Source organism: Pseudacidovorax intermedius (assembly GCF_003350475.1).
Lineage (GTDB): Bacteria > Pseudomonadota > Gammaproteobacteria > Burkholderiales > Burkholderiaceae_C > Xenophilus > Xenophilus intermedius.
In genome coordinates this window covers 267,778-279,629 of record NZ_QQAV01000007.1, presented here as the reverse complement: position 1 = coordinate 279,629, position 11,852 = coordinate 267,778, and the positions used below count along the sequence as shown (strand labels likewise).

General features: G+C 70.9%; 9 protein-coding genes. 6 read left to right on the top strand and 3 right to left on the bottom strand.

From position 1 onward, the window contains the following. Positions 1 to 5 precede the first annotated feature (5 nt). A complete protein-coding gene (locus tag DFR41_RS18330; protein WP_114803811.1) occupies positions 6 to 989 on the bottom strand; it encodes a LysR substrate-binding domain-containing protein in 984 nt (327 codons plus the stop codon). Positions 990 to 1,096: 107 nt separating this feature from the next. Here DFR41_RS18330 and DFR41_RS18325 point away from each other — a divergent pair, with 107 nt between their 5' ends. From DFR41_RS18325 to hpaI, 4 genes are all read left to right on the top strand, one after another. Beyond that, positions 1,097 to 2,080: a tripartite tricarboxylate transporter substrate binding protein gene (locus DFR41_RS18325; RefSeq protein ID WP_114803781.1), complete on the top strand. Its 984-nt coding sequence runs from the start codon at positions 1,097 to 1,099 to the stop codon at positions 2,078 to 2,080. 55 nt (positions 2,081 to 2,135) lie between these two features. Next, a complete protein-coding gene (locus DFR41_RS18320; RefSeq protein ID WP_114803780.1) occupies positions 2,136 to 3,662 on the top strand; it encodes a UxaA family hydrolase in 1,527 nt (508 codons plus the stop codon). A gap of 81 nt (positions 3,663 to 3,743) precedes the next feature. Further along, a complete protein-coding gene (locus tag DFR41_RS18315) occupies positions 3,744 to 5,213 on the top strand; it encodes an NAD-dependent succinate-semialdehyde dehydrogenase (protein WP_114803779.1) in 1,470 nt (489 codons plus the stop codon). A 24-nt stretch (positions 5,214 to 5,237) separates the two neighbouring features. Next, positions 5,238 to 6,035, top strand: a complete 798-nt coding sequence (gene hpaI / locus DFR41_RS18310; protein ID WP_017757491.1) for a 4-hydroxy-2-oxoheptanedioate aldolase — start codon at positions 5,238 to 5,240, stop codon at positions 6,033 to 6,035. Here the strand turns inward: hpaI and DFR41_RS18305 are convergent. Next, positions 6,029 to 7,000: a LysR family transcriptional regulator gene (locus DFR41_RS18305; protein WP_114803778.1), complete on the bottom strand. Its 972-nt coding sequence runs from the start codon at positions 6,998 to 7,000 to the stop codon at positions 6,029 to 6,031. The two genes, hpaI and DFR41_RS18305, sit on opposite strands and share 7 nt — an antisense overlap. A 115-nt stretch (positions 7,001 to 7,115) precedes the next feature. Here DFR41_RS18305 and DFR41_RS18300 point away from each other — a divergent pair, with 115 nt between their 5' ends. Further along, a complete protein-coding gene (locus DFR41_RS18300; RefSeq protein ID WP_114803777.1) occupies positions 7,116 to 8,123 on the top strand; it encodes a Bug family tripartite tricarboxylate transporter substrate binding protein in 1,008 nt (335 codons plus the stop codon). Between the two features lie 23 nt (positions 8,124 to 8,146). Next, entirely contained in the window at positions 8,147 to 9,472 is a 1,326-nt protein-coding gene (locus tag DFR41_RS18295; RefSeq protein ID WP_114803776.1) for a lyase family protein, read from the top strand. A gap of 48 nt (positions 9,473 to 9,520) precedes the next feature. Here the strand turns inward: DFR41_RS18295 and DFR41_RS18290 are convergent, their stop codons facing one another. Next, positions 9,521 to 11,764, bottom strand: a complete 2,244-nt coding sequence (locus DFR41_RS18290) for a gamma-glutamyltransferase family protein (RefSeq protein WP_114803775.1) — start codon at positions 11,762 to 11,764, stop codon at positions 9,521 to 9,523. Positions 11,765 to 11,852: the final 88 nt, after the last annotated feature.

The window sequence follows — 11,852 nt, the reverse complement described above, 5'->3', positions numbered from 1 at the left end:
CCTCCTCAGGTCTTCGGCCGGCCGATGCTAGCCACGGCACGCCGCGCGCGGGGTAGGCCGTGGCGCACTGTCGCCTCGCGCAGGCACTCGAGCAGTTGCACCGCGGCCGGCGGCCGGCGCCGTCCGCGCAGGGTGATGACGCCCACGGGCGGCAGCTCGATGGGCACCGGCAACGCGATGGCATGGAAACCCTCGGCCTCGAAGCGCTGGGCCACCGTCTCGGCCACGAAGCCGACCGCCTGCAGGTCGCGCACGAAGGCGAAGGTGGCGAGGAAGGAGGCCGTCTCGACCACATCGGCCGGCGGCACCAGCTGGTGGCGGTAGAACTGCTGGTTGAGCTTGATGCGCGACGAGGCCCAGGGTGGCGGCATGACCCAGGGCTGGCCCGCCAGCTCCGCCCAGCCCGGCTTGCGCCGACGCGTGGCGAGGGGATGGTCGCGGTGCACCACGATGCACATGCGCTCGGTGTAGAGCGCCTCGGTCTCCAGGTCGGGCGAGGCATAGCCGGGCTCCAGCCGGCCGACGATCAGGTCCAGTTCGCCCACGCGCAGGCGCGGCAGCAGGCGGGTGAGATCGCCCTCCTCCACCAGCACGGCCGTGAGCGCGCTGCGCTGCTTGAGCAGCCGCACGCCATCGACCAGCAGGCCCGGCATGGCCACCACCATGGCGCCCACGCTCACGCGGCCGGCACCGCCGCTGGCCACGGCGGCGATCTCCTCGCGGGTGCGCTGGTAGTCGGCCAGCACCGAGCGGGCGAAGCGCACCACGGTGGCACCGTAGGCCGTGGGCTCGGTGCCACGCGTGGAGCGGGTGAACAGCTGCAGCGCGAACATGCGCTCGATCTCGGCGAGCACCTTGGAGACCGCGGGCTGCGTGACCGACAGGAACTCCGCCGCGCGACCCAGGTGCCGGAATTCATCGAGCGCCACCAGCAGCTGCAGATGCCGGAGCTTGAGGTTGGAGCGCAGGACGCGGTCGATGTCGGCCATGGTCAACGAGCATAACCAGAACGGCATGAAGCCAGTCTGCTTCTTCATTGGCATCTCATGGCACGGCCGCCCAGAATGCGCCGCATCCCAAGAACGGAGACACCGCGATGAACACCACCCGCCGCCATTTCGTGCTGGGCAGCCTGGGCACGGCCGCCGCCGCCGCGCTACCCGCCCTGAGTGCCCAAGCCGCCGGTTACCCCGAGCGCGCCATCATGTTCCTGTGCCCCTGGCCGGCCGGCGGCACCGCCGACGTGACCATGCGCGCGCTGTGCACCGCCGCGTCGCGCGAACTGGGCCAGGCCATCGCGGTGGAGAACAAGACCGGCGCCTCCGGCATGATCGGCCTCAAGGCCCTGGCTTCGGCCAAGCCCGACGGCTACACCATCGGCCAGATCCCGATCTCGGTCACGCGCTTCTCGCAGCTCGGCATGGTGCAGGTGGACCCGCTGAAGGACCTGAGCTACATCGCCCGCGTGTCGGGCCAGACCTTCGGCATCGCGGTGCGCAGCAACGCGCCCTGGAAGACGCTCAAGGACCTGGTGGCCGACGCCAAGGCCCGGCCGGGCCTGGTCACCTACGGCACGGCCGGCTTCGGCGGTGCCACCCACGTGGGCATGGAAGAGTTCGCGATGGCGGCCGGCGTGAAGTTCAACGCCATTCCCTTCAAGGGCGGTGCCGATGCGCTGGCCGCGCTCATGGGCGGCCATGTGGACGTGCTGGCCGATTCCAGCTCCTGGGCGCCGCAGGTGCGCGCCGGGCAACTGCGGCTGCTGGCCACCTGGGGCGAACAACGCTCGGCCGAGTTCAAGGACACGCCCACGCTGCGCGACGCCGGCTACGACGTGGTGGTCGACGCGCCCAATGGCATCGGCGCCCCCGCCGGCGTGCCGGCGCCCGTGCTGGCGCGGCTGCGCACCGCCTTCAAGGCTGCAGCCGCCAGCCCCGAGTTCACCGCGGCCTGCGCCCGCATCGATGCGCCGCTCATGTACCAGGATGCGCCCGACTACCAGAAGTACGTCTCTGCCACCATGGACAAGGAGAAGGTGCTCATCGAGCGCCTGAACCTCAAGGAGCTCCTCAAGAGCTGAACCCCTGCAGGTCGCCCCGCCGGGGTGACCGACACAACCGCCCTGCCCCACCACGATGCCCGACGCCGCCACCCTGATCCGCCTGCACGCCCACGACAACGTGCTCATCGCCCGCGCGCCCCTGGCGCTGGGCCAGCCGCTGCCGGAGCTGGGCCTGCGCCTGCGCGCCCAGGTGCCGGCAGGCCACAAGATCGCGGCACGCCGCATCGCCGCCGGCGAGCCGGTGCGCAAGTACGACACGGTCATCGGCGCCGCCGCGCGCGACATCGAGGCCGGCGAGCATGTGCATTCGCACAACATCGTGCTGATCGACTTCGACCGCGATCCAGGCTTTGGCCAGGACGTGCGGCCGGTGGACTACCTGCCCGAGCCCGAACGCGCCCGCTTCATGGGCATCGTGCGGCCCGATGGGCGGGTGGCCACCCGCAACTTCGTGGGCCTGATCTCGTCGGTCAACTGCTCGGCCACCGTGATCCAGCGTGTGGCGGCGCATTTCACGCCGGAGCGGCTGGCGGCCTATCCGAACGTCGACGGCGTGGTGGCCTTTGCGCAGAGCAGCGGCTGCGGCATGTCCTCGCCCAGCGAGCACTTCGATGTGCTGCGACGCACGATTGCCGGCTATGCCAACCATCCGAACCTGGCGGCGGTGCTGATCGTCGGGCTGGGCTGCGAACGCAACCAGGTGGCCGACCTGGTCGCCTCGCAGGGCCTGGCGGCCGGCGAGCGCCTGAAGACCTTCGTGATGCAGGAGGTGGGCGGCACCCGCGCCACCATCGAGGCCGGCATCCGCGCGGTGGAGGCCATGCTGCCCGCGGCCAACGACGTGCAGCGCGTGCCGGTGCCCGCCAGCCATCTCAAGGTGGGCCTCGAATGCGGCGGCTCGGACGGCTTCTCGGGCATCACCGCCAACCCGGCCCTGGGCGCGGCGATGGACATCCTGGTGCGCCACGGCGGCACGGCCATCCTGTCGGAGACGCCGGAGATCCACGGCGTCGAATACATGCTCACCCGCCGCGCCATCAGCCCGGCCGTGGGCCAGAAGCTGCTGGACCGCCTGGCCTGGTGGGAGCGCTACACCCGCGGCCACAACGGCCAGTTCAACGGCGTGGTGGGCCCGGGCAACCAGGCCGGCGGTCTGGCCAACATCTTCGAGAAGTCGCTCGGCTCGGCCATGAAGGGCGGCACCACGCCGCTGCGGGCGGTGTACGAGTACGCCGAGCCGATCACAGAACACGGCTTCGTCTTCATGGACTCGCCCGGCTACGACCCGGTGGCCACCACAGGTCAGATCGCCAGCGGTGCCAACCTGATCTGCTTCACCACCGGCCGCGGCTCCATGTTCGGCAGCAAGCCCGCGCCCACCATCAAGCTCGCCAGCAACACGGCCATGTACAGCCGGCTGGAAGAGGACATGGACATCAACTGCGGCCTGGTGCTCGACGGCGAGCTGGACGTGCCCCAGATGGGCGAGCGCATCTTCGGGCAGATCCTTCGCCACGCCAGCGGCGAGAAGACCAAGAGCGAGGCGCTGGGCCTGGGCGACCATGAGTTCGTGCCTTGGCACCTGGGGATCGTGAGTTGACACCCCCCATGCCGCTTCGCGGCCTTCGGACGCTCTGCGCAACCCTGACGCCTTCCACTCGCCACATTTGAGCCTCGACCCATGTCCCTGACCCTTTCGCGTGCCGAACTGGTGCGCACCGCCAATTTCATCGACGGCCAATGGCGCGACGACGCCGAGGGCTGGTTGGCCGTGACCGACCCCGCGACCGGCGAGCGCATCGCACAGGTGCCGGATTCCGGGCCGGCGCAGGCCTGTGCCGCGGTCGATGCGGCCCAGGCGGCCTTCGGCGCCTGGCGCAGGGTGCCGGCGCGTCAGCGCGCCGCCATCCTCAAGCGCTGGAATGACCGGGTGATGGCCCACCAGGACGACCTGGGCCGCCTCATCAGCCGCGAGCAGGGCAAGCCCCTGGCCGAAGGCAAGGGCGAGGTGGCCTACGCGGCCAGCTACATCGAATGGTTCGCCGAGCAGGCCACGCGCATGAACGGCGAGGTGATACCGGCGCCGATGCCGGGCCGGCGCATGTTCGCGCTGCGCGAACCGGTGGGCGTGGTGGCTGCCATCACGCCCTGGAACTTCCCGGCCGCCATGATCGCCCGCAAGATCGCCCCCGCCCTGGCCGCTGGCTGCACCGTGGTGTGCAAACCCGCCGAGGACACGCCGCTCACCTCGCTGGCCCTGGTGCTGCTGGCCCACGAGGCCGGCGTGCCGCCCGGCGTGCTCAACATCGTCACCGCCTCGCGCGAGCGCACGCCCGCCGTGGTCGATGCCTGGCTGGACGATGCGCGCGTGCGCAAGATCACCTTCACCGGCTCCACGCCGGTGGGCAAGCACCTGGCACGGCGCAGTGCCGACACGCTCAAGAAGCTGTCGCTGGAGCTGGGCGGCAATGCGCCCTTCATCGTCTTCGAGGACGCCGACCTGGATGCGGCCGTCGAGGGCCTGATGGCGGCCAAGTTCCGCAACGGCGGCCAGACCTGCGTCTGCCCCAACCGTGTGTTCGTGCACGGCGCCGTGCACGATGCCTTCGCGCGCAAGCTGGCCGCGCGGGTCGGCGCGCTGAAGGTCGGCCCGGCCAGCGATCCCGCCTCGCAGATCGGCCCCATGATCAATGTCCGCGCGGTCGAGAAGATCGCTCGCCATGTGCAGGATGCGGTCGCCCAGGGCGCGACCGTGCTCGTCGGCGGCCAGCGGCTGGACGTGCTGGGCCCGCACTACTTCGCGCCCACCGTGCTCACGGGCGCCACCGCGCAGATGGCCTGCAGCGGCGAGGAGACCTTTGGCCCGGTGGTGCCGCTGACCCGCTTCGACGACGAGGCCGAGGTGCTCGCCGCCGCCAACGACACGCCCTTCGGCCTGGCCGCGTACTTCTACAGCCAGGATGTAAGGCGCATCTGGCGTGTGGCGGATGCGCTCGAGACGGGTATCGTCGGCATCAACGAAGGCGCCCTGGCGGCCGAGGCCGCGCCTTTCGGGGGTGTCAAGGAGTCGGGCTATGGCCGCGAGGGCTCGGTGCACGGGCTCGACGACTACCTGCACATCAAGTACGTCTGCCAGGGACAGCTGGACTGAACGAGACGAGAGAAAGACTTCGCCATGAGCAATCCCTTCAAGAACGCCCTGGCCGCGCGCCAGGCCCAGGTCGGCCTGTGGCTGTCGATGGCCGACTCCTACTCGGCCGAGGCCTGCGCCACGGCCGGCTTCGACTGGCTGCTGATCGACGGCGAGCATGCGCCCAACAACGTGCTCAGCATCCTGCCGCAGCTGCAATCGGTGGCAGCCTACCGCAGCCATCCGGTGGTGCGGGCCGTCAACGGCGACACCGCCCTCATCAAGCAACTGCTGGACATCGGCGCGCAGACGCTGCTGGTGCCCATGGTGGACACGGCCGAACAGGCCGCCGCGCTGGTGTCGGCCACGCGCTATCCGCCCGAAGGCATCCGCGGCGTCGGTGCCGCCGTGGCCCGGGCCTCGCGCTGGGGCGGGCGGCGCGACTACCTGGACGAAGCCAACGACGAGGTCTGCCTGCTGGTGCAGGCCGAGACCCGCACGGCGCTGCAGAACCTGGAGGCGATCTGTGCCGTGGACGGCGTGGACGGCGTCTTCATCGGCCCGGCCGATCTGGCGGCCTCGATGGGCCACCGCGGCAAGGCCGGCCATCCCGAAGTGCTGGCGGCCATCGACGACGCCATCCGCACCATCGTCGCCAGCGGCAAGGCCGCCGGCACGCTGACCAGCGATGCCACGCTGGCGCGCCGTTACCTGGACCTGGGCGCCACCTTCGTGGCGGTGGGCCTGGACATCACGCTGCTGGTGCAGGCCTCGCGCAAGCTGGCGGCCGACTTCGGCCGCGGCGCGGGCGTGGCCGCCGCCCCGCAGGCCGGTCCCTACTGAGCATCAGGCCTGGCGCTGTCTCCACCGCCTGAGGCCCACCGCACCAGGTGGGTCAGCACGGTGGCCGCCGCCTCCGACGCCAGCTGCTGCGGATGCAGGCAACCGATGGGCACCGGCGCGCCCGGCACGTCGATGGGCAGCCGGTGCAGCCGGCCCGATGCGACGAAGCGGTCCATGTGGCTGTCCAGCCCCACGTACAGCAGCCGCAGTTCGCACACCAGCGCAACGCCGAGCGCCAGGGTGCGCGTGCTCACCCGTGCCACCGGCGGTGGGGCACCGAGCGTGTCGCACAGCGCCGCGAAGGCCGCGTGCGGCGGCGAGCCCTCGGGCGGCAGCAACCAGGTCTCCTTGGCGCAGCGTTGCAGGTCCACGCTGCGGCGCCGCGCCAGCGGATGGTCGCTCGCGCAGTAGACGCCGATGCGGTCCGCGCGCAGCGGCGTGAACTCATGGCCCGCCGGCACCTGCACCGAGGCCCGGCACAGCACCAGATCGGCCGTGCGGTCCTGGCAGACGGCGGCAATGTCGGCGGCCTCGATCTCGCGGTAGTCGAGCCACAGCGCCGGCTGGGCCGCGCACAGGGCCGGAAGCGCCGGCGCGGCGATGGCCGTGCTGGCCGCCGCAATGCCGGCGATGCGCACCAGTCCGCCGGCCCCCTGCGCGAGGCGAGCCGCATCGCCGGCCAACAGGTCGAACGCGTCCAGGGCGCGCCGCAACGCCGGCAGCAGCAGCGCGCCCTCGCGCGTGAGGCGCACGCCACGCGCGTGGCGGTCGAAGAGCGTGAGGTCCAGCAGCGCCTCGACCCGGTTGAGCGCCTCGGTGGCCGAGGGCTGGCTCATGCCCAGGTCGGCCGCGGCCTTCTGCATCGCCCCCAGCTCGGCCATGCGCACGACCAGCTGAAGTTGCCGCGGACGGGCGTAGTGCAGCAGGCGGCGGGCGAGGGAGGCGGCGGCATCGGCGGCAGACATGGGTCGGGACGAATTGGCTATAGGTTGACCCTATAGCTTAGGCCCAGTCGTGCGTTGCTGCCTGGACAGGCGGCGCCAAAAATCTGCCGCACCCCACATCGCTGGAGACGACCTCATGCAGACCTTCCGCCGCCATGCCCACGCCGGCCTCGACCGCCGCACGCTCCTCGCCCGCGCCGCCTTCGGCGCCGCGCTGGCGCTCTCCGGCAGCCTGGTCGCTGCCCAGAACTACCCGGCCAAACCGATCAGCCTGGTGGTGCCCTTCCCGGCCGGCGGGGCCACCGACACCGTCACGCGGCTGGTCGCGCAGCACCTGGGCCAGGTGCTGGGCCAGACCGTGGTGGTGGACAACGTGGCCGGCGCGTCGGGCGCCATCGCAGCGCAGAAGGTGGTGCGCGCCGCGCCCGATGGCTATACGCTGCTGGCCGGCACCGTCAACGAGGTGGTGCTCGCGCCCATCGTCACGGCCGGCACGCCCTACAAGCATCAGGACCTGGCGCCCATCGGCGAGATCGGCGTCACGCCCTTCGTGCTGGTGGCCAACCCGAAGTTGCCCGCCAACACCATCGACGAGTTGCTCGCGCTGGCGCGCCAGAAGCCCGGCACCCTGAACGTCGGCGTGCCCGGCCTGGGCACACTGCAGCATGTGGCCACCGCCATGCTGGCCAGCCAGGCCAAGGTCAACTGGCTCACCGTGCCCTACAAGGGCGCTGCGCCGCTCAATGCCGACCTGCTGGGCGGCCAGGTCGACCTGGCGGTGGTCACGCTGCCTTCGGCCATCGGCTACATCCAGGACGGCAAGATGAAGTCGCTGGGCCTGATGAGCCTGCACCGCGACGAGCGCGCCAAGGACATCGCCACCATCAACGAAGGCCGCGAGATCAAGGGCTTCACCACCGACGCGTGGATGGGCCTGCTCGCGCCGGCGAAGACGCCAGCCGCCGTGATCACGACCATGAACGCAGCCCTGACGCAGACCCTGGCCAAGCCCGAGGTGCGCGAAGGCCTCGCCAAGCTCGGCTATCGCGTCGAGCCGGGCACACCGGCACAGTTCGGCGAACTGATGGCGCGCGAAGACGCCCGCTACCGCAAGCTCGCCGCCACGGTGAAGCTCGACCGCTGAAGACGACGCCGAGGACGACCGCCTTGCTCTGCCTGTCCGACGACCCCAGTGCCACGCCCGAAGGCGCCGCGGTGCACGAGATATTCTCGGCGCGCGCCAGCGTGGCCGGCATCCTGGCCTTCGAGGCCGCACTGGCCCGCGTGCAGGCGCGGCGCGGGCTGATCCCGCAGGCCGCAGCCGAGGACATGGCCGCCAAGGCGCAGCTGTCCTTCTTTCCCGAGGACGAATGGGCCCGGCATCGCGCGAAGGTAGGCCATCCGCTGGTGGCGATCCTCGACACCTGGCGCGCGCAGCTGGCGCCCGGGAGCCGCGAATGGCTGCACTACGGCGCCACCACCGCCGACCTGTTCAACACGGTGCTGGTGCAGCAGTTGCAGGCCGCCGGCGCGCGGCTGGTGGCGCAGATGCGCGGCATCGAACAGCGCATGGCCGACATTGCCGCCGAACACCGCGCCACGCCCATGGTGGCCCGCACGCTGGGTCGCCATGCATTGCCCTTCACCTTCGGAATGAAGGTGGCGACCTGGCTGGCCGAACACGGCCGCAGCATCGAGCGGCTGCAGGGCTGGCTGGCGCGCTACCGCACCGGCATCCTGAGCGGGGCCGTGGGCACCTATGCCTCCTTCGGCGACGCCGGGCCCACCATCGAGCGCGAGGTGATGGCCGAGCTGGGCCTGGACGCACCGGAGGCCGTGGACTGGAAGGGCAGCCGCGACCGCTTCGCCGAATTCGGCTGCGCCGTCGCCTTGGCGGCCGGGACGGCGGGCCACATCGGGCAGGAGATCTTCCTGCTGTGCGGCGACGACCTGGACGAGCTGCGCGAGGCCACCGGCGCCGTCGGCTCTTCGACCATGCCGCACAAGAGCAATCCGTCGCTCAGCATCGAGGTGGTGTCGCGTGCCCGCGAGGTGAGCGCGCGTCTGCAGCCGCTGCTGGCCTGGATCGGCATCGTGTACGAACGCGATTCGGCCCAGCACGGCGAGGTGCTGCGCGAGATGTGCGCGGGCATGGCCGACCTGCTGGCGATGCTGCAGCGACTGCTCGACGTGCTGGTGGTCATGCCACAGAACATGGCGGCCAACCTGGCGCGCAGCCAGGGGCTGGTGCTGTCCGAAGCCATCACCTTCGCCCTGGCCGGCCGCCTGGGCAAGCACAGCGCGCACGAGAAGATGAAGCAGCTCGCCCGCACCGCCCAGGCGCAGGGCTGCTCGCTGCAGCAGGCGGCCCTGGCGGACCCCGCGCTCGCGCCGCTGCTGGCCGAGACGCCAGGGTTGTTCGACGCCACCAGTCACCTTGGCCAGGCCCTGGCGATCACCGACGCGGCGGTGGCGCGGGTGCGCCAGCGCTAGGGTGCCAAGGCCTGCCACTGGCGCCCGAGGCCACCTCGGGCACCGTCTTCAGTACCCGCTCGCGCCCCCGTTGCGCCGGTTGTCCGCCGCGCCGCGGTAGATGGGAAAGCCGTTGGCGTCGTAGCCCACGGCGATGCCCGACAGGCCGCTGGTCAGCCCCGTCACCTGCGCGTTGCTGCTGGTGTTGCCATAGCCGCTGATCAGGCGCGCCACTTCGTCCGCGATGGGCTTGCCGGCTTCGAGCTGGGCGATGCCGTTCTGACCGGTGAAGTTGTCGGCGTTGATTGCGGCCTGCAGGTCCATGCCGTAGACCACATGGCCCAGGAAGGTCTTGACGATGTAGTCGGGGATCGGGCCGCCGCCGGCCGAACCCCACACCAGCCGCAGGCGCCCCTCCGCATCGAAGGCGATGGCCGGCGCGATGGAGCTGCGCGGGCGCTTGAATGCGGCGTAGCCGTTGACGTCCAGGCCCGGCGTGCTGGCCGAGAAGTTGGACATGACGTTGTTGATCATCATGCCCGCGGCCTCGATGTGGGCGCCCCAGTGCGTGTTGATGGTGGTGGTCATCGACAGCGCATTGCCCCAGCCGTCGATGATGGCGACGTTGCTCGTGGTGTTCCAGTCCTCATGGCCGGCTTCGGCGGCGGCCTTGGCCAGGCGCGTCGGCCTGGCCGGGGTGTGGCGTGCGAGCACGATGGGCGAGGTTCGCGCACTGGCCATCGGGTCGTAGACCGTCGGATCGGTGCTGCTGAAGGCGGGAATGCCGTCGCCCGTGCCGCCGGCCGGAACCGTCCCCAGCGCCGTGTCGCCGATGAGCGCAGCCCGACTGGCCAGGTAGGCCGGCGACAGCAGGGCCGCCACGCGCTCGTTGATGTTGGAGTACGCCGGATCGCCCACCACGTTGCGGCGGTCGGCATTGGCCAGCCGGCTTCCTTCGGTCACCAGGTGCAGCCACGCGGTGCTGTTGAAGGCCGTGTCCGCAATCGCCTTGCGCTCCATCAGCGCCAGGTTGTAGAGCGTGACCACGCCGCCGAAGGACGGCGCCGGCTGCGTGTAGATGGTCATGCCGAAACGTGTGCCCACCAGCGGCTTGCGCTCCACCGCCTTGTAGCTGGCAAAGTCCGCCGCGGTCATCAGGCTGGGGATGCGGGCGATGGTGCTGGCCGTGCTGGGGTTGCTGCTGGTGCCGGCCGAGGGCAGGACCGACGCACAGGGCAACTGGCCGGTGGTCAGTTTTGCAACGATGGCCGGCGCGATGGCGCCGGCCGGATCGTAGAAGGCAGCGGCGCCACCGTCGCGCACCTTGGTGAGCGTGTCGGCCAGCTCCGCATTGCGGATCAGCGTGCCGACGGGCAGCGGCTGCTGCTTGGTGGTGTCGCTCGGCAGGCAGTAGCGGGCGTTGATGTCGGGGTATTTGCAACGGGCCGCGCCGCGCACCGTGCCGGCCGAGTTGACCCAGGCCGGCACGCCGCTGCCGGCGGACACCGGGTTGCCGTCGTCGTCGTACTCGCCCGAGTCGGCGTACAGCGTCTGGTACATGTACTTCGTCATCGGAAAGCCGTCGGTGGCCGTGGCGATGCTCTCGTCCCAAAGCTTGTTCCAGGCGAGCCGACCATAGGACTTGTGCACCAGGTCCAGCACCGCCAGCGTGCCGGGCACGCCGGCCGCGCGAGCGGAGATGTTGGTGTTGCCCTGCTGCGAGGAGATGCTGGCGCCCGCCGTGAGGCCGGTCTTGCAGACATTGAAACCGCCCGTGGTGCTCACGTCCTGCGCCACGGCGCGGTAGATGTCCGCCACGCCGCCGGTGGTGGCTGGCGCGGCCGAGAAGCCGTCGAAGGTGCGCACCTTCTTCGTGGCGGCGTCGTAATAGGTGATGACCGTGCCACCCCCGAGCCCCGACGCGAAGGGCTCGGTCACGTTGAGCATGGCCTGCACCGTGATGGCCGCATCGATGGCGGAGCCGCCCGAGGCCAGGATGCGACAGCCCGCCATCGAGGCCTGCACATCGGCCGAGGTGACCATCATGTTGGTGCCCGTGATGCCCACGGTCTGTCCATAGGGCGCGCCCGCCTGGAGCGTGCACAGGGCGGGGTCGAAGCTGACGGTGCGCACAGGCGCCGTGGGCTCGGTGGGGGCGGGAGCCGGCGCGGGCGATGGCGTGCCCGCCGAAGGCGGCTGCGGGAGTGGCGAGGCCAAGGACACGGTCGAGCCCGAGCCGCCGCCGCAGCCGGTGAGCCAGCCGGCCGTCACGACGAGCGTGGCCGTCACGGTGCGTGAAAAGGGGAAGTGCATGGGATGAAGGGGTTGAGCGGAATGGTCCGGAGGACCGATTGAACGTGAAAAAGCACGGAATGTGCCTGCCGTGCGGCCACGCAGATGT

What these genes read in the sequence shown, in the direction of transcription:
- DFR41_RS18300 (WP_114803777.1), top strand. Translation starts at nt 7,116, where the DNA reads ATGCAGACCTTCCGCCGCCATGCCCACGCCGGCCTCGACCGCCGCACG.
- DFR41_RS18330 (WP_114803811.1), bottom strand. Translation starts at nt 989, where the DNA reads ATGGCCGACATCGACCGCGTCCTGCGCTCCAACCTCAAGCTCCGGCAT.
- hpaI (WP_017757491.1), top strand. Translation starts at nt 5,238, where the DNA reads ATGAGCAATCCCTTCAAGAACGCCCTGGCCGCGCGCCAGGCCCAGGTC.
- DFR41_RS18305 (WP_114803778.1), bottom strand. Translation starts at nt 7,000, where the DNA reads ATGTCTGCCGCCGATGCCGCCGCCTCCCTCGCCCGCCGCCTGCTGCAC.
- DFR41_RS18320 (WP_114803780.1), top strand. Translation starts at nt 2,136, where the DNA reads ATGCCCGACGCCGCCACCCTGATCCGCCTGCACGCCCACGACAACGTG.
- DFR41_RS18325 (WP_114803781.1), top strand. Translation starts at nt 1,097, where the DNA reads ATGAACACCACCCGCCGCCATTTCGTGCTGGGCAGCCTGGGCACGGCC.
- DFR41_RS18315 (WP_114803779.1), top strand. Translation starts at nt 3,744, where the DNA reads ATGTCCCTGACCCTTTCGCGTGCCGAACTGGTGCGCACCGCCAATTTC.
- DFR41_RS18290 (WP_114803775.1), bottom strand. Translation starts at nt 11,764, where the DNA reads ATGCACTTCCCCTTTTCACGCACCGTGACGGCCACGCTCGTCGTGACG.